This is a genomic window from Actinomadura sp. KC345 (genome assembly GCF_004348515.1).
Lineage (GTDB): Bacteria > Actinomycetota > Actinomycetes > Streptosporangiales > Streptosporangiaceae > Spirillospora.
In genome coordinates, this window is the sequence record NZ_SMKH01000026.1 from 1 (window position 1) to 26,344 (window position 26,344).

Annotated in this window: 20 protein-coding genes; 6 read left to right on the forward strand and 14 right to left on the reverse strand. The window is 73.2% G+C overall.

Annotation, left to right across the window (positions count from 1 at the left end; all coding sequences use genetic code 11):
* Positions 1-311: 311 nt before the first annotated feature.
* Complete coding sequence (gene uvrA / locus E1281_RS06870; protein ID WP_131876305.1) at positions 312-3,158, reverse strand: excinuclease ABC subunit UvrA; 2,847 nt, start codon at positions 3,156-3,158, stop codon at positions 312-314.
* 268 nt (positions 3,159-3,426) lie between these two features.
* Positions 3,427-4,233, reverse strand: coding sequence for an MBL fold metallo-hydrolase (locus E1281_RS06875; RefSeq protein ID WP_131876306.1), 807 nt, complete (start codon positions 4,231-4,233; stop codon positions 3,427-3,429).
* A gap of 74 nt (positions 4,234-4,307) precedes the next feature.
* On the opposite strand from E1281_RS06875, the gene E1281_RS06880 reads away from it, so the two are divergent.
* Positions 4,308-5,054: a maleylpyruvate isomerase family mycothiol-dependent enzyme gene (locus E1281_RS06880; protein WP_131876307.1), complete on the forward strand. Its 747-nt coding sequence runs from the start codon at positions 4,308-4,310 to the stop codon at positions 5,052-5,054.
* A gap of 54 nt (positions 5,055-5,108) precedes the next feature.
* Here E1281_RS06880 and E1281_RS06885 read toward each other — a convergent pair whose 3' ends face one another.
* The 3 genes from E1281_RS06885 to E1281_RS06895 all read right to left on the reverse strand — a co-directional run bounded on the left by E1281_RS06885 (position 5,109) and on the right by E1281_RS06895 (position 10,325).
* Entirely contained in the window at positions 5,109-5,819 is a 711-nt protein-coding gene (locus tag E1281_RS06885; protein WP_131876308.1) for a Crp/Fnr family transcriptional regulator, read from the reverse strand.
* Positions 5,820-5,964: 145 nt separating this feature from the next.
* Positions 5,965-9,828, reverse strand: a complete 3,864-nt coding sequence (locus tag E1281_RS06890; protein ID WP_131876309.1) for a tetratricopeptide repeat protein — start codon at positions 9,826-9,828, stop codon at positions 5,965-5,967.
* A gap of 5 nt (positions 9,829-9,833) precedes the next feature.
* Positions 9,834-10,325, reverse strand: a complete 492-nt coding sequence (locus E1281_RS06895) for a hypothetical protein (protein WP_131876310.1) — start codon at positions 10,323-10,325, stop codon at positions 9,834-9,836.
* A 208-nt stretch (positions 10,326-10,533) separates the two neighbouring features.
* On the opposite strand from E1281_RS06895, the gene E1281_RS06900 reads away from it, so the two are divergent.
* The gene (locus E1281_RS06900) at positions 10,534-11,199 is read left to right on the forward strand and encodes an MBL fold metallo-hydrolase (protein WP_131876311.1); all 666 of its coding nucleotides are present in this window, start codon (positions 10,534-10,536) and stop codon (positions 11,197-11,199) included.
* A gap of 91 nt (positions 11,200-11,290) precedes the next feature.
* The gene (locus E1281_RS06905; RefSeq protein ID WP_131876312.1) at positions 11,291-11,866 is read left to right on the forward strand and encodes an ATP-binding protein; all 576 of its coding nucleotides are present in this window, start codon (positions 11,291-11,293) and stop codon (positions 11,864-11,866) included.
* On the opposite strand, the gene E1281_RS06910 is transcribed toward E1281_RS06905, so the two are convergent.
* The gene (locus E1281_RS06910; RefSeq protein ID WP_207943149.1) at positions 11,859-13,118 is read right to left on the reverse strand and encodes a hypothetical protein; all 1,260 of its coding nucleotides are present in this window, start codon (positions 13,116-13,118) and stop codon (positions 11,859-11,861) included. The two genes, E1281_RS06905 and E1281_RS06910, sit on opposite strands and share 8 nt — an antisense overlap.
* A gap of 172 nt (positions 13,119-13,290) precedes the next feature.
* Between E1281_RS06910 and E1281_RS06915 the strand changes: the two genes are divergently transcribed.
* Both E1281_RS06915 and E1281_RS06920 read left to right on the forward strand, forming a co-directional pair.
* Positions 13,291-14,376 (forward strand): S-(hydroxymethyl)mycothiol dehydrogenase, encoded by a 1,086-nt coding sequence (locus E1281_RS06915; protein WP_131876332.1) that lies wholly within the window; start codon positions 13,291-13,293, stop codon positions 14,374-14,376.
* Complete coding sequence (locus E1281_RS06920; protein WP_207943150.1) at positions 14,376-15,002, forward strand: MBL fold metallo-hydrolase; 627 nt, start codon at positions 14,376-14,378, stop codon at positions 15,000-15,002. Before E1281_RS06915 ends, E1281_RS06920 begins: the two co-directional genes overlap by 1 nt.
* Positions 15,003-15,013: 11 nt before the next feature.
* Here the strand turns inward: E1281_RS06920 and E1281_RS06925 are convergent, their stop codons facing one another.
* From E1281_RS06925 to E1281_RS06940, 4 genes are all read right to left on the reverse strand, one after another.
* The gene (locus E1281_RS06925; protein WP_131876313.1) at positions 15,014-16,606 is read right to left on the reverse strand and encodes an adenylate/guanylate cyclase domain-containing protein; all 1,593 of its coding nucleotides are present in this window, start codon (positions 16,604-16,606) and stop codon (positions 15,014-15,016) included.
* Between the two features lie 66 nt (positions 16,607-16,672).
* Complete coding sequence (locus tag E1281_RS06930; protein WP_131876314.1) at positions 16,673-18,070, reverse strand: VWA domain-containing protein; 1,398 nt, start codon at positions 18,068-18,070, stop codon at positions 16,673-16,675.
* Positions 18,071-18,087: 17 nt separating this feature from the next.
* Positions 18,088-18,966, reverse strand: coding sequence for a MoxR family ATPase (locus E1281_RS06935; RefSeq protein ID WP_131876315.1), 879 nt, complete (start codon positions 18,964-18,966; stop codon positions 18,088-18,090).
* Positions 18,963-19,400, reverse strand: a complete 438-nt coding sequence (locus tag E1281_RS06940; protein WP_243716671.1) for a hypothetical protein — start codon at positions 19,398-19,400, stop codon at positions 18,963-18,965. Before E1281_RS06940 ends, E1281_RS06935 begins: the two co-directional genes overlap by 4 nt.
* A 146-nt stretch (positions 19,401-19,546) precedes the next feature.
* Between E1281_RS06940 and E1281_RS06945 the strand changes: the two genes are divergently transcribed.
* A complete protein-coding gene (locus E1281_RS06945) occupies positions 19,547-19,888 on the forward strand; it encodes a hypothetical protein (protein ID WP_131876316.1) in 342 nt (113 codons plus the stop codon).
* A 16-nt stretch (positions 19,889-19,904) separates the two neighbouring features.
* On the opposite strand, the gene E1281_RS06950 is transcribed toward E1281_RS06945, so the two are convergent.
* The 4 genes from E1281_RS06950 to E1281_RS06965 form a co-directional block, all read right to left on the reverse strand.
* Entirely contained in the window at positions 19,905-22,100 is a 2,196-nt protein-coding gene (locus tag E1281_RS06950) for an acyl-CoA dehydrogenase (protein WP_131876317.1), read from the reverse strand.
* 77 nt (positions 22,101-22,177) lie between these two features.
* Positions 22,178-23,203 carry a TerC family protein gene (locus E1281_RS06955; RefSeq protein ID WP_131876318.1) on the reverse strand — a complete coding sequence of 342 codons (1,026 nt, stop codon included), beginning with the start codon at positions 23,201-23,203 and terminating at the stop codon, positions 22,178-22,180.
* Positions 23,204-23,450: 247 nt separating this feature from the next.
* Positions 23,451-24,647 (reverse strand): glycosyltransferase family 4 protein, encoded by a 1,197-nt coding sequence (locus E1281_RS06960; RefSeq protein ID WP_131876335.1) that lies wholly within the window; start codon positions 24,645-24,647, stop codon positions 23,451-23,453.
* Positions 24,648-24,720: 73 nt separating this feature from the next.
* A complete protein-coding gene (locus E1281_RS06965) occupies positions 24,721-26,337 on the reverse strand; it encodes a lipid II flippase MurJ (protein WP_131876319.1) in 1,617 nt (538 codons plus the stop codon).
* Positions 26,338-26,344: the final 7 nt, after the last annotated feature.

Below are 26,344 nucleotides of genomic sequence, written 5' to 3' on the forward strand. Positions count from 1 at the left end.
CCCCCGCACAGCACCATCCGCCGCCCGACCCCTCCGGGCTTCATCTCGTCACTCATGACTCCATGATCCCGGACGACCACCGGACCAACGCACCGCACCCACAACTGCACCGACCCCAGTCCCAACGCAACCCCGCAACAACCGAAATCACTGCGATCGCGTCCGAAGGCAGGTTTCGAGCGAAGCGAGAAACCTGATCGCGCAGCGAGCCGCCATGGCTAGTTCAAAGCGATGCAGCGATCGCAGTGCAGTGCCCGCCGAAGGAGGGCTCCCAGGCCCGACGCCAAGGGAACCGCCATGAGTACAGCCCTCTAGGGCCTGACGCCGAGGACACCACTGAGGAACACGCCGGTGTGGCTGGCGTCGACCTTGGCGACGTCCTCGGGGGTGCCGGCGGCGACGACGGTGCCGCCGCGGGAGCCGCCCTCGGGGCCCATGTCGATGATCCAGTCGGCGGTCTTGATGACGTCCAGGTTGTGCTCGATGACGATCACCGTGTTGCCCTTGTCGACCAGGCCGTTCAGGACGCCGAGGAGCCTGCGGATGTCGTCGAAGTGCAGGCCGGTGGTCGGCTCGTCCAGCACGTAGATCGTGCGGCCGGTCGAGCGCTTCTGCAGCTCGGACGCCAGCTTGACGCGCTGGGCCTCGCCGCCGGACAGGGTCGGCGCGGGCTGGCCGAGCCGGACGTAGCCGAGGCCGACGTCGTTGAGGGTCTTCAGGTGCCGGTGGATCGCCTTGATCGGCTCGAAGAACTCGGTGGCCTGCTCGATCGGCATGTCGAGCACCTCGGAGATCGTCTTGCCCTTGTAGTGGACCTCCAGGGTCTCCCGGTTGTAGCGGGCGCCGTGGCAGACCTCGCAGGGGACGTAGACGTCCGGCAGGAAGTTCATCTCGATCTTGATGGTGCCGTCGCCGGAGCAGTTCTCGCAGCGGCCGCCCTTGACGTTGAAGGAGAACCGGCCGGGCTGGTAGCCGCGGACCTTCGCCTCGGTCGTCTGCGCGAACAGCTTGCGGATGTGGTCGAACACGCCGGTGTAGGTGGCCGGGTTGGACCGCGGCGTGCGCCCGATCGGCGACTGGTCGACGTGGACGACCTTGTCGAGCTGGTCGACGCCGTTGACGCGCCGGTGCCGGCCGGGGACGAGCTTGGCCCCGTTCAGCTTCTTGGCCAGCGAGCTGTAGAGGATGTCGTTGACCAGCGTCGACTTGCCCGAGCCGGACACGCCGGTCACCGCGGTGAAAACGCCGAGCGGGAACGCCACGTCCACGTCCCGGAGGTTGTTCTGCTGGGCGCCCTTCACCGTGACCTCGCGGCCCCTCGTGCGGGGCCGGCGGATCTCCGGGACGGCGATCTCGCGTCGCCCGTCGAGGTAGGCGCCGGTCACGGAGCGGTCGGACTTCTTCAGGTCCTCAAGGGAGCCGGACACGACGATCTCGCCGCCGTGCTCGCCGGCGCGGGGGCCGATGTCGACGATCCAGTCGGCGGCGGCGATGGTGTCCTCGTCGTGCTCGACGACGATCAGGGTGTTGCCCATGTCGCGCAGCCGGAGCAGCGTCTCCAGCAGCCGGTGGTTGTCGCGCTGGTGCAGGCCGATGGACGGCTCGTCCAGCACGTACAGGACGCCGACCAGGCCCGACCCGATCTGCGTGGCCAGCCGGATGCGCTGCGCCTCTCCCCCGGCGAGGGTCGCCGCAGGCCGGTCGAGGGACAGGTAGTCGAGGCCGACGTCCAGCAGGAACCCGAGCCGGGCGTTGATCTCCTTCAGGACGCGCTCGGCGATGTGCCGCTCGCGGTCGCTCAGCTCCATGGCGAGCAGGAACTTCGCGGCCTCGCCGATCGGCTTCGCGGCGACCTCGGCGATCGACATCCCGCCCATGGTGACGGCGAGCACGACCGGCTTGAGGCGGGCGCCGTCGCACGTCGGGCACGGGATCTCCCGCATGTAGCCCTCGTACCGCTCCCGGCTGGTGTCGCTCTCGGCCTCGGCGTGGCGCCGCTGGATGTAGGGGATCACGCCCTCGTACGCGGTGTAGTACGACCTCGTCCGGCCGTACCGGTTCTTGTAGCGCACGTGGACCTGGGTCTCGTGACCGTTGAGGATCGCCTTGCGCGCCTTGGCGGGCAGCTTCTCCCAGGGCGTGTTGAGGTCGAAGCCCATCGCATCGCCGAGCGCGGACAGCAGGCGCAGGAAGTAGTCGCTGACGTGCCCGTTCGACCACGGCTGGATCGCGCCCTCGCCGAGCGTCAGCTCCTCGTCCGGGACGACGAGCTCCGGGTCGACCTCCATCCGCGTCCCGAGCCCGGTGCAGTCGGGGCACGCGCCGTAGGGCGAGTTGAACGAGAACGACCGGGGCTCCAGCTCTTCGAACGACAGGTCGTCGTAGGGGCAGTACAGGTGCTCGGAGAACATCCGGGTGCGGTTCTCGTCGTCTTCGGGCACGTCGACGAAGTCGAGGACGATCGTCCCGCCGGCGAGGCCGAGCGCCGTCTCCACCGAGTCGGCGAGCCGCTGGCGCGCCGAGTCCTTCACCGAGAGCCGGTCGACCACGACCGCGATGTCGTGCTTCTCCTGCTTCTTCAGCGTGGGCGGCTCGTCCAGGCGGATCGTCCGGCCGTCCACGATCGCCCGCGAGTACCCCTTGGACTGCAGCTCCCGGAACAGCTCCAGGTACTCGCCCTTGCGCCCCCGGATCACCGGCGCCAGCACCTGGAACCGGGTGCCCGGCTCCAGCTCCAGCACCCGGTCGACGATCTGCTGCGGCGCCTGCCGGGTGATCGGCCGGCCGCACTCGGGGCAGTGCGGGTGCCCGATCCGCGCGTACAGCAGCCGGAGGTAGTCGTACACCTCGGTGATGGTCCCGACCGTCGACCGCGGGTTCTTGCTGGTCGACTTCTGGTCGATCGACACCGCCGGGGACAGCCCCTCGATGAAGTCGACGTCGGGCTTGTCCATCTGCCCGAGGAACTGGCGGGCGTAGGCCGACAGCGACTCCACGTACCGCCGCTGCCCCTCCGCGAAGATCGTGTCGAACGCCAGGCTGGACTTCCCGGAGCCCGACAGACCGGTGAACACGATCAGGGAGTCCCGCGGGAGGTCGAGCGAGACGTCCTTCAGGTTGTGCTCGCGTGCTCCACGCACGATGAGTCGGTCATGCACGGCGTTGATCCGGTTCCTCTTCTGGGCGCGGCGATCGGCGGACAGGCCGGTCTCAAGGCTAGCCAAGGGGTACGACAGAGTCCCCCGAGTCATTAACGGCGACGGCTCCCGCCGCATTTCATGACGCTCCCCGCCCGTCCCGCGAGGGCACGGACGGCACCAACGCACCGTACACGTGTTCGAACGCCTCTCGCCACCGCAACGCCTGCGTCACCCTCCTCACATGGTTCCCGGCGCGGGCGCGGGATGGCGTGGGCTCGGCGCGCGGTCACTCGTCGCCGGGGGCGCCGTCGTCAAGTGCGAAGGCGAGGTACCGCTCGGCGGAGCGGCGGACGGCCTCCTTGCCGTCGGTGTAGACGATCTTCTTCCACCAGGCGCCGTAGACGCGGTCGAAGTCGTAGGGCTCCAGGAGGCGCAGGGCGCGGCGGACCGTGCGGGGCCGCTCGGGGATGAGGTTCGGGTAGCTGTACATGAAGCTGACCCAGTCGCGGTCGTTGACCACCTGCAGGATGTCGCCGGAGAACACCGCTCGGGCGTCCCGCCAGTGCAGGACCTGGCCGCCGTCGAAGTGCACGCCCGCGTTGATCAGCGTGAGGCCGTCGGCGATTTCGCGGGTGTCGCCGGACCAGAAGACCACCGCGTCGTCCGGGCGGGCGACCCAGCGCCGGTCGGCCTCGTGGATGTAGACCGGGGCGTCGAAGGCGTGCGCCCACTCGATCATGCTGCCGTAGAAGTGGGGGTGGCTGACCGCGATCGCGGAGATGCCGCCCAGGTCGTGGACCTGGCGGATCAGGTCGTCGTCGATGTGGGTGACCATGTCCCAGAGGACGTTGCCGGACGGGGCGCGCAGCAGCAGGGCGCGCTGCCCGATGGCGGTGGACGGCTCGGTGCCGATCCCGATGACGCCCGGCCCCTCTTCGGCGACCCGGCCCCGGTGGTCGGCCCGGAGTTCCTCCAGCGTCGTCCATCGCTGGCCGTTCCAGCCGACGTACTGGCGCTCGTCCTCGCAGATCGGGCAGTCCGCACGGGGCCCGGCGTACTGGACTCCGCAGGTCAGGCAGATCGGTCGCTCCATGATCGTTCAAGTGTGGCACGGGCGGGGGCGGTGCGGAAGGATGAAGGCGCACTCGGGTCTAGGGGAGGCGCGTCATGGACTGGCGAGAAGTGATCGATGAGCTGGATTCCGGCGTGGACCGCATCATCGGGACGCTGTCGAAGCTCGGCGAGCAGGATCTGCGCGCCCCGTCCGCCCTGCCCGGGTGGAGCCGCGGGCACGTGGCCACGCACATCGCCAGGAACGCCGACTCCCTGTGGAACCTGCTCGAATGGGCGCGTACGGGTGTGAGGATCCCGCAGTACCCGAGCCTGGACGCCCGGAACGCCGCGCTGGAGGAGGGGGCCGGGCGGGACCGCGACGCGCTGGCCGAGGACGTCCGCGCGACCGGGGGGCGCTTCGCCGAGCAGGCGAGGAGCCTGCCCGAGGGCGCGTGGGGCGCTCCCGTGGAGGCGATGGCGGGCTGGCGGCATCCCGCCTGGTACACGCTGTACCGCCGGTGGAACGAGGTGGAGGCGCACCACGTCGACCTCGCCGCCGGGTACGGCCCCGCCGACTGGCCCGAGCCCTACGTCCGGTGGTCGCTGGGCAGTACGCTGGCGGACCTGGCCGCGCTTCCGGAGGCGCTCCGCGGTGAGCTCTCCGGGCTCCGGATCACCGCGACGGACTCCGGCGAGTCCGCCGACCTCGGCCGGGCGCCCGGCGGCCCGGAGGCGTCGGGGTCGGGGCGGGCGCTGCTCGGCTGGCTCAGCGGGCGCACGGACGGCGCGGGCGTGAGCATCCGCCCGGACGGCCGGCTGCCCGAACCGCCGCCCTGGCCGCACCGGCCCGCGGCCTTCTGAACGCCGCCTCGGCGAATCGGCGCCGTGCTCGGCCGGCGCCGTGGCAGGCCGGCTTCAGTCGGCGTCGTGGCCCGCCAGGCGGTGCAGGGCGTCCACCGAGCGGACGACGATCGCGTGGCGGGCGACGGTGAGGCCGCCGCGGACGGGGTCGGCGGCGAGGATCTGCGCCACCTTGCGGCGGCCCATCCCGGCCCACCGTCCGAGATCCTGCTGGGTGACGGGTATCCGGACCTGGACGCCGCCCTCGTCGGGCGCCTCGGTCACGCCGTCGGGGCGTTCCTCCTTGACCGGGGAGCCGAACCGCTCCACCAGGCGCAGCAGCCGGCTCGCGAGGCGCCGCCCGGGATCGTCGGGGAAGTGGGCGACGCGCAGTTCGTTGGCGTCGCGCAGCCGTTCGGCCAAGACGGCGGCGACGGCCCAGGACGAACCGGGATGGTCGTCCAGGACGCTCCGGAACCGCCCGGCGGGCAGCACGAGCGCCTCCACGCGGGTCAGCGCCTCGACGTTGGCGTGCCGGACGCCGCCGTCCACGGCCTCCAGCTCCCCGACGAGGTCGCCGGGGCCGAGGATGTCGAGGATGGCGGTCTCACCGTCCCGGTCGACCCACACCTTCACCGCTCCGGCGCGCAGGACGAAGACCTGGGACGCGCGGGTGTGCTCGCGCATCAGGTAGGCGCCCTGCCTGATCACCACGGGGGCACCGGCCCGCCGCAGCGCCTCGCGAGCGCGTTCGGGCAGCGCGTCCCAGAACCGGGTGGTCTCCATCTCGCCTCCTCCGCCGAACCCGGGCCGGGGCACGGTGCTTGATGAGCCGGTGGTTCACGAGCCGGTGCTCATGGTCCGGTGCATCATCGATCTTGTGCCACAGGTCCAGTGAACGCGGCGCCGCGCCGATGAACTAGGTCTTTTGTCACATGTCGAGAGACCTGTCCGATTCAAGAGACCCGTCCGATTCAAGCCAGCTGTCCAGGGCGCGGACGCGCCGGACGCAGTCGGCGGCGGCGGCCTGGTCGCCGAGCGCGAGATGGGAGTCGCGCAGCAGCTCCAGCGCGCGCCGCAGGCCCGACTGGTCGTCCATGTCGCGGCGGATGCCGATCTCGGCGCCCACGTGCTCGACCGCGCGGGCGTGCTTGCCGAGCATCTGGGACGCGCGGGCCATCGAGTGCAGCGCGTACGCCTGCGCGCGGGTGTCGCCGAGTTCGGCGGCCAGATCGTGGGCGCGGCGCCCGGTGTCCAGGGCGTCGTCGGCCCGGCCGAGGTCCAGGTGAATGGCGGACAGGTGGACCAGGGCGGTGCCCTCGCCGTGCCGGTCGCCGACCTCGCCGAGGAGCCGCATCGCCTCCAGCTCGTGTTCGAGGGCCTCCTCGGGGCGCCCGGCGCGGCGCAGCACGGCGGCGAGGGTGTCCATCCCGACGCCGAGGCCGTACCAGTCCCCGCCGGATTCGCGGATCCGCAGCGCCTGCCGCGCGGCGCGCTCGGCGTCCTCGGGCAGGCCGAGCCAGGAGTACGTGCGGGCCAGGCTGCCGAGCGTGCCGGCCATTCCGCCCTGCGCGCCGAGCTGGTGCCACAGGTCCAGGGCCTCCAGGCCGAGGACGAACGCCTCCTGGTGGCGGCCGAGGCGGCGCATGACCAGCGTCAGGTGCTCCAGGTCGTGGGCCTCGCCGTGCTGGTCGCCGATCTCGCGGCGGATCTCCAGGGCCCGCAGCAGGTGCTCGCGCGCCTCCCGGTACCGTCCGAGCCGCGAGTGGACGATCCCGATCTGGGCGAGCGCCTCGGACTCGCCGTGCCGGTTGCTGGTGTCGCGGTGCAGGCGCAGCGCCTGCCCGCAATAGGTGAACGCCTCGGCGAACTTGGTGGCGTCGCACATCAGCCTGCCGAGCGTGTTGAGAGCGCGCGCCTCTCCGTGTCGCGCTCCCAGGGCACGGTAGGTCTGGAGCGCCTGCTCGGCGTCCTGCTGTGCCATGTCGCGTAGGCCGAGCATCGCGTTCATGCGCGCCAGTTCCGTCAGCGCTTGCGCGGACCCGTGCATGTCGGCCTGCTCCTGGCGGATGTACAGGGCCTCCAGCGCGTGCGACACCGCCTCGTGGACGTTGCCCTGGCGCCGGTGCACCTGGGCGACGGTGAGCAGGGTCTCCGCCACGCCCGGCTGGTCGCCGATCCCGCGCCGTATGTCCAGCGCCTTCCCGGCGTGTTCCAGTGCCGCCTCGTAGCCGGCCAGGCCCAGGTAGGCGCGTGCCAGCGTGTCGTGCCCCTTGGCGACTCCCCCGTCGCCGCCCGCGTCCCGCATCTCACCGTGGATGGCCAGGGAGCGGTCCGCGTGTTCGATGGCCGTGAGGTAGCGGCCCAGCGTCACGTACACGTCGGCCAGGGTCGCCAGGGTCAGGGCCTCCCCGTACCGGTCGGGCGGGTCGACGGCCCGGAAGCCGCGCCGCGCGTCCTCCCCGTACCCGATGGCCTGGACCGAGTCGCCCAGCTCGAAGTGCGCCATCGCCAGGTTGTGCAGCATCACGGCCGCGACCGCCCAGTCCTCCTCGGTGCGGGCCGCGTGCAGGGCCGCCTGGTGGATCGCGATGTTGTCCTCGCTGTAGCGCCGGAAGTCCTGGAAGTCGAACAGCGCGTCGGCCAGTTCCCAGCACGTCCGGTGCAGCCCGAGCCGGGCCGCCTGGTGCACGGCGGCCACGAGGTTGCGCCGCTCGGACTCGAACCAGCCGAGGCCCGCCGCGCGCTCGGCGGCCGTCGGCGGGCCGCCCCGCTTCTCGCCCCGGTGGACGGTCGGACGGGGCCGTCCCGCCAGCGCCGCTCCGGCCTCGCGTGCCCCGGCGAGGCAGCCGGCCAGCAGCCGCCGCTGCGCCGCGAGCAGCTCGCCGTCGGAGTCCTCCCGCAGCCCCCGCTCCCGGGCGAACTCGCGCAGCAGGTCGTGCATCCGGTAGCGGCCCGGCCCGACGTCCTGCACCAGGTAGGCCTGGCGCAGGCCCTCCAGGCACTCGCGCGCCTCGTCCACCGTCCGGTCCTGCAGGGCCGCCAGGGCGACGGGCGTGAAGTCGGGGCCCGCGACCAGGCCCAGCCTGCGGAACGCCTCGCGCTGGTCGGGGCGCAGGCTCCGGTAGGCGACGTCGAACGTCGGGCTCATGACGGCCAGCGGGCCCGGCCCGGACGCGCCGTGGGAGGCGCCCTCGCCCAGCCCGGCGCCCGCCAGGCCCGGCCCGTACGGCGGCGCGGACTCGCCGTCCCGCGCGGCCAGCTCCCGGACGGTCGCCGCGATCGACTCCCCGGGGTTCTCGGCCAGCCGCCCGGCCATGACGCCGAGCGCCAGCGGCAGGTGCCCGCACTCGCGGGCCAGCCGCACGACCGCCCTGCGCTCCTCCCGGACGCGGACGTCCCCCGGGCCGAGCACGTTCGAGATGAGGTCGACCGCCTCCTGCGACGCCATCTCCTGCAGCTCCAGCGTCCGGATGTCGGCGCCCTCCAGCAGCGCGGGCAGCCGCCGCCGGCTCGTCACGACCACCAGCCCCGCCGTAGCCGCGGCCAGCAGCGGCCTGATCTGCTCGGGCCGGGCGGCGTTGTCGAGGATCAGCAGCATCCGCCGGCCGTCCAACATCGACCGGCACTGCGCGGCGAGCTCCGTCTCGGTGCGCGGGAGCTGGTCGCCCGGGACGCCCGCGGCGCGCAGCACCTGGCCCATGGCCTCCGCAGGGGTGACGGGACTGCGCCTCGTGCCGCGCAGGTCGGCGAACAGGACGCCGTCGGGGAACCGGTCGACGACCCGGTGCGCCCAGTGCAGCGCCAGCGTCGTCTTGCCGACCCCCGCCATCCCCTGGACGATCACGGCGCGCGGCCATTCGGACTGGCCGACCAGCATGTCCAGCTTGCTGAGGCTGAGGCTCCGGCCGGCGAAGTAGGGGTTGTCCGCGGGGAGCCGGACCCGGGCCGGCGCGCCGCCGCCGAGCCGCACCGGCTCCCGCGCCGCGATCCCGGCGTCCGCCTCGGGCCCGGCCCGGCGTACCGGCTCCTGGTCGGCGGCCGGCCACTCGTCCCCCCACGGGCTCGCCGCCCGGCGCAGCCGCTCGATGTCGAGGACGACCAGCGGGCGGGGCCTGCCGCCGAGGATCCCCCGCGACCGCCACAGCCGGAACCACCGCACCAGGGTCTCGCGGGAGATGCCCGCCCAGTTCGCCAGCTCCGCCTGGCTGAGCTTCAGCGGGATCCGCGTCCCCTGCCCGGGGGCGGGCTCGCCGAACCGGTGGGCCAGCTCCAGCAGGTGGTAGGCGAGCCGCTGGGGGTGGTCGGCCGCCCGCACCGCGTGCCGGCGGCCGCCGAACGTGACGGTCTGGGAGATCGCGTGCATCATCGCCTCGGCGACCTGCGGGCTGGCCGCCAGGAGGCTGCGGAACTTGCGGCGGTCCACCCGCAGCGCCGTGACGTGGTCCAGCGCGGCGACGGTGCCGCGCTGCGGATGCCCCCAGGGGCCGAGGACCCCGACCAGGTCCCCGGCCCCGAACAGATCGATGATCGACTCGTCGCCGTCGCTGGAGTCCACGAACTCCTTGGCCACCGCGTTGCTCGCGGCGCGCGGGGACGCCTTGAACACCACGTACACGGCCGGCGCGACCGACCCCTGATGGCACAGCATCCCGCCGGGCGGGATCTCGGTGCGCCGTCCCATGGCGCGCAGGGCCTGCCGGTCGGAGGGTTCCAGCCGCTCCCAGAAGCTTCCCGGCCGGACGCCCAGGGGGGTTTCGGGGGGCGTCGCGCCACCGGGGACATCGTCGATCAATCGGGTCAGCCTCCAGCCATCGCCGCCGCCAGCGTCCAGAACATGAACAGCACCGAGGTCGCCGCCGCCCACGCCACGGCCTGCCAGGAGAGTTCGCCGCAGCGGTGCGCCGCCGACAGCAGCCGGCGCAGTTCCACGTCGCGGATCCGGTCGTCCAGCGCGACCGCCGATCCGAAGGGGGTCCAGGGCGCGCCCCGGTCGACGGGTGAGCCGGTCCGGCCGCGGACCTCGGCGAGCACGGACACCAGCGTCCGGCGGCACCTGACCGCGTATCCGGCGGAGATCGCGAATGATCCGGCAAGCACCGGCAGCAGCGCCAGCGCGGGGAGGCCGGGCATGCCGGCCGCCAGCCGGGACACGGTCCCGACCAGCACGAGGGCGAGGAACACCGCGGCGATGGCGGAGTCCCTGCCGCAGAGCCGGACCAGCGTGCAGGCGTGCCCGAGGATGTCCTCGGGCTTCTCCCTGTCCGGTCCGGGACGGAATGCGGTAACCAACGCTTCACCGTCCTCACGGTTCCATCGGTCCTGATCTTCCATTTCCCATGGTGCGCTGGCAAGACGGAAAACTCCGTCCGCAGGCGCACGGTTCGACTGCGTCTGGTGACTCATTCGCGCCACGTCTGGGCGGCGGGGCCGGTCCAGGGCGCCGATGATGCAGGATGGGGACTTCGCACCACCCATTCGCACCTCGGCGGGAGGACGCATGACCTACATGGGAAACGTCGAGACCGGCGGCCGTCCCGACGTCCGGGAACTGCCCGGCCTGACCGTCACGAAGGTGTCGGTCGGGCCCTACGACAACAACGCCTACGTCCTGCGCTGCACCGCCACCGGCGAGCGGCTGCTCGTCGACGCGGCCAACGAGGCGCCCCGGCTGCTGGAGCTGATCGGCGACGGCCCCCTGGCCCGCATCGTCACCACGCACCGGCACCAGGACCACTGGATGGCGCTGAGCGAGGTCGTCCGCGCGACCGGCGCCCCGGTCGCCGCGCACCCCCGCGACGCCGAGGCGCTGCCCGAGCCGGTCGCCGAGCCCGTCGAGCACGGCGACACCGTCCAGGTGGGGAACGCGAGCCTGGACGTCATTCACCTGCGCGGCCACACGCCCGGCTCGATCGCGCTACTGTACGAGGCGGGCGGCGAACTGAGCGACCGCCCGCATCTGTTCACCGGCGACAGCCTGTTCCCCGGCGGAGTCGGCAACACCTGGGGCGACCCGACCCGCTTCAAGCAGCTTCTCTCCGACGTCGAGGAACGCGTTTTCGACCGGCTCCCGGACGCCACCTGGTTCTATCCAGGCCACGGCAAGGACTCGACGCTCGGCCGCGAACGTCCCGCGCTCTCCGAATGGCGGGACCGCGGCTGGTGATCTCCCGGCCGGAACAAGTGGTGGTGGGCGTTCGTTGCTCCAACACACGGCGGGCCGATACCAGGAGACGACCATCCACGAACTCGAGGAAGTGGATCCGGGACCCACCCTGCGCTACCCGGCGGGTTCCCTGGTGCTCGTCGCCGGCCTTCCGGGGGCCGGCAAGAGCACCCTGCTGAACCGCCTGTACGGGCTGGACGGTGACGAGACCGTGCCGGTGCCCGCCGGTGACGTCCTCGTCATCGACTCCGGCCAGTCCCGCAACTGGTGGGCGCGGTCGCTGCGTCCCCTCCCGATCCGGCTGCGCACCCCGCTCGTCCACGCCACCCATGTGTGGCGGATCGGCCGCGCGATCTGGACCGGCTGCGGCGTGGTCGCGCACACCCGCGGCACCTGGCCGCACATCCTGCACTTCTTCGCGTGGGTGGCGCGCCACCGCGGCAACCACCTGCACCTGATCCTGATCGACGTCGACCCCGACACGGCCCGCGCCGGCCAGATCGCCCGCGGCCGGGTCGTCGCCCCCATCACGTTCGCCCGCCACTGCCGCCGCTGGCGCCCGCTCATCGACCGCGCCCGCGGCGGCGACCCGCTCCCGCCCGCCACCGGCGTCACGATCCTCGACCGCGACACCGCCGACAAACTCCAGGCCATCCACTTCACCTGAGCGAGGTGAACCAGCGGACGGTCCGGGCGGTGCCGGCCAGGTTGGCGCCCAGGTGGCGGGAGCCGCCGTAGAGCCGGTCGCCCACGTCGACGATCGGGGTGCGGACACCGCGGGTGCGGAAGGACGCCGCGCAGTGGTCGGTGTTGAGGGTCGTGGCCTGCTCATCGTCGCTGATCTTGTAGAGGCGGACGGGGACGCGCGGGGTCCAGGCCGTGCAGACCTCCGCGTCCACGCGCAGCGCCTCGGCGAAGGCGCCGGACGGGTGGCGCAGGATCTCGAAGCCGCGCGGCTTGAGCAGGTCTTCGAGCGTTCCTGGAAGGCCCTTCAGCATGTCCGGGCCGGGGGTCGTGCCGTCGAAGTACTTCTCGACGCGGCTCGCGTACGCGTCCTCGAACAGTTCCGAGGGGTCCTCGTAGATGCCGCCGTAGACGCGGTTCCAGGACGTGAGCAGGTAGGCGGCGTAGGCGACGGACATCTTTTCGTCAAGGTCGCCGTTCAGCAGGGCGGGCAGTTCGGCGCCCCGGAAGTCGTAGGCGCCGGCGATCGGGGCGACCGCGCGGACGCGGAAGTGCGGGTCGGCGCGGTCCTGGAGGGCCCGGGCCAGGCCGAGGGCCGATGACGCGCCCTGGGAGAACCCGGTCGCCAGGACCTGGCCGTCCAGGAAGCGGCCCTTCCACGGGACGAAACGCCGCGCGGCGCGGAGCATGTCGAGAGACGCGGAGGTCTCGGACGGGACGTGCTTCCACGGGTGGATGCCGGGCCCCTTGCCGAGCCCGAGGTAGTCGGGGGCGACGGCGGCGAAGCCCGCGGCGGCGTAGGTGACGGCCGGGCCGCGGTCCCAGACGCCGTCGGCGACCGAGGGGGCGTCGGGCTTGTAGCTCGTCGTGCCGTGGGTGTACGAGACGGTGCGGAGCCATCGGTCGCCGTTGCGGGGCAGGACGAGGAGGCCGCTGGCGGTGGTCGGGCGGCCGCGGGTGTCGATCGTCCGGTAGACGAGGCGGTAGTGGTCGACGCCGTAACGGACGGAGGCGGCGTCGAACTCCTCGGTCGCCAGCCATGTGCGGACCCGGTCGGCGGTCATGCCGCCGAGGTGGGTGGCGGAGACGAGGTGTCCCCGCACGGCGTGGTCGTGCGTGCGTGCGGTCCGGCCGCCGCCGTCGCCCGCCACGGCGGGGACGGTTCCGGCGGTGAGCGCGACGCAGACGGCGGCCGCGGCCAGACCGGTGGTCGGACGGAACGTGGGGCGCCTCATCGGCGGTCTCCTCTGCTCGGGGGGCTCCAGCCTCCGGCGCGGCCCGCCGGAGGCACATCACGCCGATCGGTGATCTTGGATCTCGTACCTGCGGGGGCCTCCCGTCCGGTCGAGGCGGTACCCCGGCGGGAGTAATAGGCTCGGAAGAAGATCGACGATGGGAGGCGGCAGCATGGCGCAGCAGGTACGCGGGGTGGTCGCACCGGGCAAGGGGCAGCCGGTGCGGATCGAGACGATCACGGTTCCGGACCCCGGGCCCGGAGAGGCGGTCGTCCGGATCCAGGCGTGCGGGGTCTGCCACACCGACCTGCACTACCGCGAGGGCGGGATCAACGACGAGTTCCCCTTCCTGCTCGGGCATGAGGCCGCCGGGGTGGTCGAAACGGTGGGCGACGGGGTGACGGAGGTCGCGCCGGGCGACTTCGTGGTCCTGAACTGGCGGGCCGTGTGCGGGCAGTGCCGCGCCTGCCTGCGGGGACGTCCCTGGTACTGCTTCGACACGCACAACGCCGCGCAGAAGATGACGCTCGAGGACGGCACCGAGCTGTCGCCCGCGCTGGGCATCGGCGCGTTCGCCGACAAGACCCTGGTGGCTGCGGGGCAGTGCACCAAGGTCGACGCGGCGGCACCGCCCGAGGTCGCGGGGCTGCTCGGGTGCGGCGTGATGGCGGGGATCGGCGCCGCGATCAACACCGGCGGGGTCGGGCGGGGCGACTCGGTCGCGGTCATCGGGTGCGGCGGCGGCGGCGCGGCGTCGGTGCTCGGGGCGCGGCTGGCGGGCGCGGCGGAGATCATCGCGATCGACCTGGACGAGCGGAAGCTGGCCACCGCGGCCTCGCTGGGCGCGACGCACGTCGTCGACGCCAGGGAACGCGACGTCGTCGAGACGGTCCGGGAGATGACGGGCGGGTTCGGCGCGGACGTCGTCATCGAGGCGGTCGGCCGCCCGGAGACCTACGAGCAGGCCTTCTACGCCCGGGACCTCGCCGGGACGGTCGTGCTGGTCGGCGTGCCGACCCCGGAGATGAGGCTGGAGCTCCCGCTGCTCGACGTGTTCGGGCGCGGAGGCTCGCTGAAGTCGTCGTGGTACGGCGACTGCCTCCCCTCGCGGGACTTCCCGATGCTCATCGACCTGTACCTGCAGGGCCGCCTGGACCTGGACGCGTTCGTGTCCGAGACGATCGCGCTGGACGGCGTGGAGGGCGCGTTCGAGAAGATGCACCACGGCGACGTGCTGCGCTCGGTGGTGATGCTCTGATGGCCCGCGTCGACCACATCGTCACGTCCGGGACGTTCTCGCTGGACGGCGGGACGTGGGACGTCGACAACAACGTCTGGATCGTCGGCGACGACAGCGAGGCGATCGTCATCGACGCCGCGCACGACGCCGGCGCGATCGCGGAGGCGCTCGGCGGCCGGCGGCTCGTGGCCATCGTGTCGACGCACGGCCACGACGACCACATCGACGCCGCGCCCGCGCTGAGGGCCCGCACCGGCGCGCCGATCCTGCTGCACCCGGACGACCTGATGCTGTGGAAGCAGAGGCATCCGGACACGAGTCCCGACGGCGACCTGTCCGACGGGCAGGTCATCACGGTCGCGGGGACCGATCTCACCGTCCTGCACACTCCCGGCCACAGTCCCGGCGCGGTGTGCCTGCACGCGCCCGGGCTGGGCACGGTGTTCTCCGGCGACACCTTGTTCAACGGCGGGCCGGGCGCGACCGGGCGGTCGTTCTCCGACTTCCCGACGATCATCACCTCGATCCGGGAGCGGCTCCTGACCCTGCCCGCGGAGACGACGGTGCGGACCGGCCACGGCGACTCCACCGCCATCGGCGCGGAGGCCCCGCACCTGGAGGAGTGGATCGCCCGCGGCCACTGAGCCGCCGGGCGTCAGGACGGGACGCGCCCGGCCGGGCGGGGCGAGGCGAGCCGGGTGGGCCGGGTGCGGCCGCGCAGGAGGGTCTCGTCGCCCAGCGACCAGTGCGCCGCCTCGCCCGGGTCGGCGCGGGCGACGAGGGAGCCCGCCGCGTAAACGCGCTCGGGGGTGTCCTTGGCGAGGTCGGTGAGCCGGGCGGCCTCGTTCACCGGGTCGCCGATCACGGTGTACTCGAAGCGCTCCTCGGCGCCGATGTGCCCCGCGACGGCCTCGCCGGCGGAGACGCCGACGGCCGCCTCCAGGCCGGGGACGTCGTGGCGCAGGCGCCGGGCCAGCTCGCGGGACGCGGCGAGGGCGCGGCCGGGCGCGCCGTCCAGGTCGAGGGGCGCGCCGAAGATCGCCAGCGCGGCGTCGCCCTCGAACTTGTTGATCCAGCCGCCGTGCGCGCCGACCACCTCGACGACCACGGCGAAGAAGTCGTTGAGCAGCCGGACGACCTCGGCGGGCGGGCGGTCGGCGGCGAGCCGGGTGGAGCCGATGATGTCCACGAAGATCACCGCGACCTCGCGGAGCTCGCCGCCGAGGTCGACGCCGCGCTCGACGGCGACGCGCGCGGCGTCCTCCCCGACCTGGCGGCCGAACAGGTCCTGGAGCCGCTCGTGCTCGCGCAGCCCGGCGGCCATGTGGTTGAACCCGGCCTGCAGCAGGCCGACCTCGCTGGCGTCGTAGACGGGCACCTCGACGTCCAGGTCGCCGCGTTGGACCCGGGCCAGGCCGTGCCGCACGGACTCCACCGGGTCGGCGATCGCGCGGGCGGCGCCGTAGGTGACGCCGAGGCCGACGACGAGCGCGATCCCGCCGAGGGCGAGCACGGCCAGCGCGAAGTCCCGCACGGTGATCCTGGCGATGAGGAACGAGCCGACCGCCAGGGTGATCAGCCCGAGGATCGGTACGGCGGTGCCGAGCCCCCAGGCGAGGACGGAGCGCGCGACGACGCCCGGCAGTCCGGTGCGGCGCGGCATCTCGCTGCGCAGCGCCGTCGTCACCGCGCGGCGGAGCAGCCGCTCGGTCAGCAGGTACACGACGGTGCAGGTGGTCAGGCCGCCGAGCAGGCTGGTGAGGCCGAGCTTGACGGCGAGCAGCCCGGAGAACGGGGCGTTGATGATCACCCAGCCGACCGTCCCGATGCCCCAGAGGCTCAGGTGCAGGGACATCAGGCGCAGCGGGCCGTACAGCAACAGGGAGCGCTCGTGCCGGTCGGGCTCCTCGTGCCGCTCGACCAGGCGGTGGACGCGGCGGAAGAAGCGCTCGCCGAGCACGAGGCCGACGGGCATCGCGGCGGCGACGTAGGCGGTGAAGACGATCAGGTTGATGAGCTGCAGCCGCTCGGAGACGTCGCCGACCGGGTCGGGCATGAGCACCGCGAAGGCGAGCACGACCAGCGCGCCGACCAGGTTGGCGAGGCCGGTCGCGATCGTCACCAGGACGCGGGCGCGGCGCGCGATCCGGGCCCGCGTGTCGTCCGGGGCGCCGTCGACGAACCGCCACAGGGGGCCGAACAGGATCCGCCTGGGCCGCGGCGCAGGCTCCGCCGTGTCGGTCTCCATGAGCGTGCAGATTATCCGGTCAATTCCACCTAAACCGCCCCGCGCGCGGAATCCGCCCGGCCGGTGTCAGGCGAGTTCCCCGATGAAGGCGGCGAGCTGGGTCAGGTTGCGGCACTCGTACATGGGGACGAGCTCGCCGTAGCGGGACGCGGCGGAGTCGCCGGTGTCCCACCGGCTCCGCGGCTCGGGGTTGAGCCAGTACGCGTGCCGGGCGCGGTCGACCATCGAGCGCAGGACCGGCAGGGACAGCCCGCCGTAGTTGGAGCGGGCGTCGCCGAGGATCAGCAGCGACGTCTTGGGCGTGATGGCGTCGCGGTACCTGTCGTCGAAGACCTTGATCGCATGCCCGTAGTCGGAGCGGCCGGTGATCCACACGAGATCGGCCTCGGAGGCCAGGCGGGTCATCGCGTCGGTGACGTCCGTCCCGGGCGCGAAGAACCGGGTGATCTCGTCGGTGGCGTCGATGAACGCGAACGCGCGGACCTTGCTGAACTGCTCCCGCAGCGCGAACGTCAGCAGCAGCGTGAAGTGCGCGAACGCCGACACCGAGTCGCTGGCGTCGCACAGGACGACCAGCTCGGGCTTGTGCGGGCGGCGCGGCCGGTGGTGGGTGGTGAGCGGCACTCCCCCGCTGGCGAGGGACGCGCGGACCGTCCGGCGGAAGTCGAGCCGCCCGCGCCTGCCGTGCCGCTGCTTCTGCACGAGCCGGGACGCGAGCTTGCGCGCCAGCGGGTACACCTCGCGGCGCAGCGCGGCCAGCTCGGCCCGGTTCGCACTGGAGAAGTCGAGCCGTTCCAGCGGCGGGCGCACGGCGATGCGGGCGGTGCGCTCGACGCCGGTGTCCTCGGCGATGCGGCGCCGCACCTCCCCGGCCACGAGGTCCTCGAACCGGGCGATGCGCTCGCGGAACGTGCGGCGGGCGACCCGCTCGGCCATGCCGCCCCGCTCCTGCCCCGTCAGGACGGCGTTGAGCAGCCGGGCCATGAGCGTGTCGGGCGACATGGCGCGCATGACCCCGAAGGAGAACCACGACTCCTGCCCCGGCGTCTGGCCGTACTCGGCGACGGCCAGGCGCGCGAACTGCCGCAGCCCGGCGTCGTCCCCGGACAGCAGGAGTTCGGCCAGCTCGCCGCGGCGAGCCTGGACCTGCGGGTCGAGCGCGGGCTGGACGGGGCGCCCGTCGTCGTCCGTCGTCCGTGCGGGGCGGTCCGGGTCCGGGCGGGATCCGGCGCCGTCCCCCACCGCGGCGGGGAACCACAGGTCGAAGAGCGTGTCGAAGGTGGGGCGGTGCTGGGGGCGCTTGACGAGCGTGGCCGCATAGGCGGCGCGCAGCGACTCGCGGTCGAGGAGGCCGACGGCCTGCACGGCGCGGACGGCGTCCAGTCCCTCGGCGACCGACACCGGCAGGCCGGACCGGCGCAGCTCCGCGAGGAACCCCGTGTGGCGGTCGATGAGGGAGGCCATGTCACCTGATCCCGGGGTCAGCCCCGCAGCCCCAGTTCCTTGGCCGCGCGTTCCTGGTCGGTGACGTGCTTGAGGACGACGCCGAGGGTCCGCGCGACGGCCGCCTCGTCCAGGTCGTCCAGGCCGAGGGCGAGCAGGGTGCGCGCCCAGTCGACGGTCTCGGCGATCGACGGGGCCTTCTTGATCTCCAGGTCGCGCAGCGTGCCGACCGTCCGGACGAGCTGCTCGGCCAGCTCCGCCTCGATCCCGGGCACCTGGGCGAGGACGATGTCGCGCTCCCGGTCGGGCGCCGGGTAGCCCAGGTGCAGGTAGAGGCAGCGGCGCTTGAGCGCCTCCGACAGTTCCCGCGCCGCGTTCGAGGTGATCAGCACGAACGGGCGGCGGACGGCGCCGACGGTGCCGAGCTCGGGGATCGTGACCTGGAAGTCCGACAGGACCTCCAGCAGCATGCCCTCCACCTCGACGTCGGCCTTGTCCGCCTCGTCGATCAGCAGGACGGTCGGGCCGGTGCGCCGGATGGCCGCCAGCAGCGGCCGCTCCAGGAGGAACTCCTCGGAGAAGATGTCGTCGTGGGTCTCCTGCCAGGCCCGGTCGGAGGGCGCCGCCTGGATGGCGAGGAGCTGCTTCTTGTAGTTGAACTCGTACAGGGCGCGGGCCTCGTCCAGTCCCTCGTAGCACTGGAGCCGGATCAGCTCGGCGCCGGTCGCGGCGGCGACGGCCTTGGCCAGCTCCGTCTTGCCGACCCCGGCGGGCCCCTCGACCAGGAGCGGCTTGCCGAGCGTCTGCGCGAGATAGACGGTCGTGGCGATCGACTCGTCGGCGAGGTAGCGGACCTCCGCCAGCCTGCCGCCCACGTCGGCGGGTGACGTGAACGCCCCGTCCGCGGTGCCGGTCATCCCCTGCCCCCCTGTGCGCCGCGCTTCGTGGCGGCCGCCTTCTTGTAGGTCTGGTTGGTGCCCGCGAACACGAGCGATCTCCCGCCCTCGCCGAGGGCGACGCCCCAGTAGGACGCGGTCCGCGGGTCGCCGCCCTTCCAGGAGAAGCGGTACTTGCCCCCGCCCTCGGGGACGACCGTCCCGCTCCAGAGCTTCTGCTTCTGCCTCATCCACACGCCCTTGCCGTCCGCCGCGAACTGGAAGTGGTCCCCGGCGGCGCCGACCCAGCGTCCGACGAGGGGCTTCATGTCGGAGGGCTTCACGATGGGGAGCGGCGCGAGCGTGGTGGGCGGAGCGGACGAGGCGCCCGAGCCGGCCGTGTCCCCCTCACCGCCGCCGCAGCCGGTGAGGGCGAGCGCGGCGGCCGCGCTGACGGCCAGGGCGCTGGTTCTCACGAAGACCTCCGGGGCGATCTGGGGTGAAGCGGCAGTGTACCGGCGGCTCCGTTCCCGCCTTCGTCCCGCCCGAGACCTGCGGGGTACGCGGCGGTTCGCCCCGCCGGGTGAGGCGCCGGGCGGAAGCCGTTGCCTATAACCGGAACATGACGACCCCACGACTCCCCCGCGACGACCTCACGGCGGCCATGGCGGCCCGCCGCGAGCTGGGACCGGAGTACGACGACGCCTTCATCGAGACCGTCGTCGACCGCATCCAGGAGACGCTCGAAGCGCGCTCCGGCGCCGCGCCCCGCCCCCGGGCACGTCCGGCCGGGGCGCCGGAGCGCGGCGACCGCTATCACGGCCTGGCCATGGCGGTGCTGTCGCTGCTGGCCGCGATCCCGCTGAGCGCGATCGGCGTCGTCAACGCCGGCCTCCCGGGGCTGTTCGTCGTGATGGCCGGAATCGTCCTCATCAACGTCACCTACACCTTCCGTCCTCGCTAGTCCGCGCAGGCGCCCGTCACCTGCCGGGCTCCGGGTCGCGGGGAAGGCCGAGGAGGCGCTCGCCGATGATGTTGAGCTGCACCTCGGTGGTGCCGCCGTAGATCGTCATCGCGCGGCTGAACAGCATGGCGCGCGCGACGATGCCGCTCTCGGCCATCGGCACCTCGGTGACCGCCGCGGTGCCCTGCGCCGCCCAGCAGTGGTCGGCGACGTTCTGGTTGAACTGGACGCCGAGGAGCTTGCGGACGCTGGCCTCCGCGCCCGGCTCCACGCCGTTCAGCTGCTTGAGCGTGGTGCGCAGGCCGAGCAGGTCGATCGACTGGCCCCGGGCGACGAGCTCGCCGACCTCGGCGGCGGCGATCGCGTCCAGCTCCCGGCCCTTGAAGAACCTCAGCAGCTCGGGGACGCCCATGCCGAGGCCGCCGCCGGTCGACAGCGACACCCGCTCGTTGGACAGCGTGTTGCGCGTGACCTGCCAGCCCTTGTTCACCTCGCCGACCACGCGGTCGTCGGGAACGAACACGCCGTCGAGGAACACCTCGTTGAAGATGGCCTCGCCGGTCAGCTCCTTGAGGGGCCGGACGTCCACGCCCTCGGACTTCATGTCCACCAGGAAGTAGGTGATCCCGTCGTGCTTGGGGGCGTCGGGGTCGGTGCGGGCGATGCAGAAGCCCCACTGGGCGTAGTGGGCGAGCGACGTCCAGATCTTCTGGCCCGTGAGCCTCCAGCCGCCCTCGACGCGCTCGGCCTTCATCGACAGCGACGCGAGGTCGGAACCGGCGCCCGGCTCGGAGAACAGCTGGCACCACGCGATCTGCCCGCGCAGCGTCGGCCGGAGGAACCTCTCCTTCTGCTCGTCGGTGCCGTAGCGGACGAGTGACGGCACCAGCCAGGCGCCGATGCCCAGGTTCGGGGCCTTGACCTTGGCCGCCTTCAGCTCCTGCTGGATGAGGATCTGCTCGACCGGGCCGGCCTCGCGTCCCCACGGCTTCGGGAAGTGCGGGACGCTCCAGCCCTCGTCGCCCAGCTTCGCGTGCAGTTCCTCCTTGTCCTCGATGCCGGCCAGCTCGGCGACCTCGGCGCGGATCCGCTCGCGGATCGGCCGGGCGTCCTCGTCCAGCTCCAGGACGACCTCGCGGCGGCGGCCGTCCAGCGCGAGCTCCGCCACCTTGGCGGCCCACTCCTTGGCCGGGCCGAGCAGCGACCGGAGCGTCAGGGCGCGGCGCAGGTAGACGTGCGCGTCGTGCTCCCAGGTGAAGCCGATCCCGCCGAGGATCTGGATGGCGTCGCGGGCGGTCTGCACGCCCGCGTCCAGCGCGATGACGGCCGACACCGCGGCGGCGAACCCGGCCTCCTCCGTGCCCTCGTCCAGGGCGCGGGAGGCGTCCCAGGCGGCGGCGCGGGCCTGCTCCAATGCGATGAGGCTGCCCGCCGCCTTGTGCTTGACGCCCTGGAACTGCCCGATCGGGCGGCCGAACTGCTCGCGGACCTTGGCGTACTCGGCGGCGGTCGTCACCAGCCAGCCGGCGAGCCCGGCCGTCTCGGCGCCGAACAGCGCCGCGGCGAGGTCCTTGACGCGGGCGGCGGTGAGGCCGTCCAGGACGCGGTCCGCGGCGACGGCGAGGCCGGTCACCTCCACGGAGGCGACGCGGCGGACCCGGTCGAGGCTCTCGACCGGGGTGACGGTGACGTCGGCGGCGTCGACCGCGACCCACTGCTCGCCGTCCCCGTCGGCGACCGGCAGGACGATCACGTCGGCGAGCGCGGCGCCGAGGACCGTCGCGGACGTCCCGGAGACGACGAGGGAGCCGCCGTCCCGGCGGCCGGTCAGGTTCCCGTCGAGCGCGACGGCGCCCGTCCTGGATCCGTCGGCCAGGCCGGGCAGCAGCTCCGCCCGCACCTTGGCGTTGCTGGACGCGTCGACGACGGCGCTCGCGAACACGGTCGGCAGGAACGGGCCGGGCGCGGCGGCGCGGCCCAGCTCCTCCAGCACGACCGACAGCTCCAGGAGGCCGTAGCCCTGGCCTCCGTGCTCCTCGTCCAGGTGCAGCCCGAGCAGGCCCTGTTCGGCCAGTGCGGGCCAGAACCCGGGCCTGGTCTCCTCGTCCGCCTCCAGCGCGGCCCGGACGGCCGTCACCGGAATGTTGCGCTCGGCGAAGCCGCGCACCGAATCGGCGAGCGCCTCGTGCTCCTCGGTCAGCCCGATGGCCATGCGTGAACCCTCTCTCAGCCGCTTTTGACAGCGATTCTAGAACAGGATTCGGTGCTGTGGTCCAGAGGGCGCGGCACTCAGCCTTCGCGCGTCGCCGCGGTGCCGGTCTCGTCGGCGGGCGCGTCCACGGGCGCTTCCCGGGGCGGCTCGCCCGGCCCCTGGTCATCGGCCTTGCGGCCGACGGCCAGGCTGGCGACGGTGGTCGCGACGAGCGTGCCGGCGATCACCGACAGGGACAGCCAGATCGGCACCTCGGGCGCCCACGCGGCACCGTACTCGTGCAGCGCGTGGAGGATCAGCTTGACCCCGATGAAGCCGAGGATGAACGCCAGGCCGTGCGAGAGGTAGACGAGCCGGTCGGTGAGGCCGCCGAGCAGGAAGTAGAGCTGGACCAGCCCCATCAGCGCGAACGCGTTGGCGGTGAAGACCAGGTACGGCTCGGTCGTCAGCCCGAAGATCGCCGGGATGGAGTCCACCGCGAACAGCACGTCGGTGGAGCCGATGGCGATCATGACGATGGCCATCGGGGTGAGCATCCGGGCGCCGTTCTGCCGGGTGACGAACTTCGTGCCGTCGTACTCGTCGGACGTCGGGATGACCCGCTTGGACCACCGCAGCAGCGCGTTCTCGTTGACCTCGTCGTCGTCCCCGCTGCGGACCATCCCGTAGGCGGTCCAGAGGAGGAACACGCCGAAGATGAAGAAGACCCAGGTGAACGTCGAGATGGCGGCGGCGCCGACCGCGATGAAGAGGCCGCGCAGCACCAGCGCGATGACGATGCCCGCCATCAGCACCGTGTGCTGGGCGTGCTTCGGCACGGCGAACCGGGTCAGGATCACCATGAACACGAAGAGGTTGTCGACGCTGAGGCTCTTCTCGGTGACGAAGCCGCCGAAGTACTCACCGGCGTACTGCGCTCCGGAGAAGATCCAGACGCCGATGCCGAAGACCACGGCGAGACCGATGTAGATCGTCGACCAGAACGCGGCGCGCCGCGTGCTGAACTCCCGCGTGTCGTTCCTGTGGATGAGGAAGAGGTCGGTGGCGATGATGACGAGGATCCCTGCGATGGTCAGGGTCCACACCAGGGGGGAGACGGACAACGTGTACCTCCAGCGGACACGAACGAGCGCTGGAGGTCTCTCCCGCCCTTCATGAGCGAGGGCCGCGGCCCCGGGCCGGTATTGGACCGACCGTATTGACGGGAACCGTGCGCGGGGATACTCCCCTCCACGCCTCCTTCAACGCACGCCCCACCAGGGCGGTTCCCTCGCATCCGAACTTTCGGCGCATCTTCCGAACCGGACCGCAAGGGGTGGCGTCTAAGGTCCCTCACCCTCCACCCTCAGCTCAGCGGCGGGCGTCCGCCAGCTCCCGGTACAGGTCGGCGAGCTGCTCGACGGCGTCGTTCTCGTCCGGCAGCATGGCCGCCCGCTGCGCGGCGGCGGACCCGAGCCGCGCCGCGAGCGCCGGGTCGTCCAGGACGCGGCTCACCGCGCGTTCCAGCGCTCCCGCGTCGCCCGGAGGGACCAGCAGCGCCGCCTCGCTCTCGGGGCCGTGCAGCAGCGGGCCGCCGTTCCCGGTGGCGGGGGCGCCGTCCGCCGTCCGCCCGCCCGCGCCGACCAGGCCGGGGATCCCGCCGACGCGGGTGGCGACGAGCGGCAGCCCCGCCCGCAGGATCTCCTGGACGATCAGCGGCTGTCCCTCCCACACGCTCGGGACGACGGCCACGTCGGACGCGGCCAGGAGCGCGGGGACGTCGGAACGGCGCCCGAGCAGCCGGACCGGCAGTTCCTCGGCCTCGATGCGGGCGCGCAACTCGTCCTCCAGCGGGCCGTCCCCGGCGATCGCGACGAGCGGCGGCGGGGTGCGGCCGGCCCAGTCCCGCGCGGCGTCCAGCAGCGTCGGCAGCCCCTTCTGCTCGGCAAGCCGGCCCACCGTGACGACCAGGGGGCGCTCCCCCACGCCCAGCTCGGCGCGCAGGTCGGCGCGGACGGCCGGGCCCGGCGGCGCCTGCGGCGCGGGCGCGGGGACGATCGCGTGCCCCACCGACCGGGCGCCCAGGGACCGCATCCGCTCCTCCAGGTCGGGCGAGACGCCGAGGACGCGGGCGGCGCCGCGCGCCACGACGCGTTCCAGCGTCCCGTAGACGGCGGCCGTCCGCCCGCCGGCGATGACGGCGTTGTGCAGGGTGACGACCAGCGGCGCCGCGCCCCGCGAGAACCGCAGCGGTTCCGGCGCGACCCGCGCGCACGCCGCGACGGCGAGGGCTCCGGCGCGGAGCCCGTGGGCGTGGACGACCCCGGCCCCGCGCAGGAGCGAGCGGAGCCGGGCGACGGCCTTGGCGTCGTTCAGCGGGCGGGGCCGGTCGGCGAGGTCGACCTCCGCGAAGCGCACGCCGCTCCCGGTGAACCCGAACAGCTCCTCGGTCGAGGCGGGTCCGCACACCAGGACGCGTGCGCCGCGCTCGGCCAGGCCGGCCGCGACGGACCGGACGTGCCTGCCGACGCCGCCCGCGCTGGTGCCGAGGACCAGCGCGACGCGCAGCCCCTCCAGATCGAACGCGGAGCGTTCGCCGGGTCCGGGGGCCCGCCCCCGGGTGGAGCGGGGTTCCTTGTTCTCAGTCATTGCGGGTGACCTTCCGGCTGAGGACGGCCCGCAGATCCCGGCCGTCGATCACGAATGCGACGAGGAGGAACACCGCGCCGGCGGCGAGCGCCGCCAGCGCGCCGACGCCGGCGCTGCGCAGCTCGCCGCCCGTCCCGAGCAGCGCGGCCGCCGCGTACCCGGCGGCGCCCCCCGCGGCGCCGCCGCCGAGCCCGGCGGCCAGAGCGCGCGCTATCCCGGCCACGGACGCGGCGCCCCGGGCGCGGACGAGCGTGACCAGCAGCAGCACGCCGGCCACGGTCATCCCGGTCGCGTTGCCGACGCCGAGCGCCGCGACCACCCACTCCCGGTCGACCGTCAGCACGAGCGCGACGTCGGCGGCCATCACGACCACCCAGCCCGTCACGACCGCCGCGGCGCCCATCCGCCCCCGGTGGCACGCGTACAGGACGCGTCCGAGGTGCGCGACGAGCCCGTAGCCGACCAGGCCGGGCGCGAACGCGAGCACCGCGCGCGACAGCACCTCCTGCTGCTCGGGAAGGCCGGGGTTGAACACCGCCGCGATCGGCACGGCGACCGCGGCCAGCACCGCGGCGCCCGCGCACGACACCAGCACGACCGCGCGGGTGGTGGACGCGGTGACCTGGTCGAACCGCTCCCGCTCCCCCGCGCTCATCCGCGCCGACAGCGCCGGGAACGCGCTGGTGGCGATCGGCACGACCAGGATCGCCCACGGCAGCAGGTAGATCGCCCACGCGTACTGGTAGTTGGCGAGCGCGCCGCCCGTGCCCTCGTAGCTGAGCCGCACCACCAGCAGCGCCGACAGCTGCTGCGCGGCGACCGTGGCCAGGCCGGCGGCCGCGAGCCGCCGCACCCGCCGCGCCACCCCGTCCGGGAAGCGCAGCGTCGGCCGCAGCCGGAGCCGCAGCCGCCACGCCGCGATCACGGCGGTCGCCGCCATCGCGACCCCGCCGAGCGCCGTCCCCGCCGACAGCGCCAGCTCCGCGCTCAGCGGTAGGCCGGCCAGGTCGTTCTCGTGACCGCGGCCGAGCGGGGCGTACACGGCGTAGGCGCCGATCACCACGAGGCTCGACATCAGCGGCGCCAGCGCGGGCGCCACGAACCGGCGGTGCGACTGCAGCACCCCGTACAGGACGACCGCCACGCCGTACATCACCAGCTGCAGCGACATGACCGCGAGCATCGAGGAGCCGACGTCCACGATGTCGTCGCGCGAGCAGCCCGCCAGGTCGCCGCCCACCAGCAGCTCCATGATCGGGCGGGCGCCGAGCGCCATCAGCGCCGACAGCGGCACCATCAGCACGACGATCCAGGTCAGCAGCGCCGACCCGATGCGCCGGACCTGCTCGCGGTCGCCGCGCTCGGCGGCCCCGGCCAGCACCGGCACGACCATCGCGGTCAGGGCGCCGCCCGCGACGATCTCGTAGACGATGAAGGGGAACTGCGTGGAGGTGAAGTACGCCTGGCTGAGGCAGGACGTGGTGACCGTCTGCGAGAACGTGTAGGTGCGCCCGAATCCGGCCAGCCGCGCCAGGACCGTGATGACGGCGATGACGACGGCTGCGCCGGCGAGGCCGCCGGTCAGGCGGCGGAGAGTTGTCGGTGGCACGCTCGTG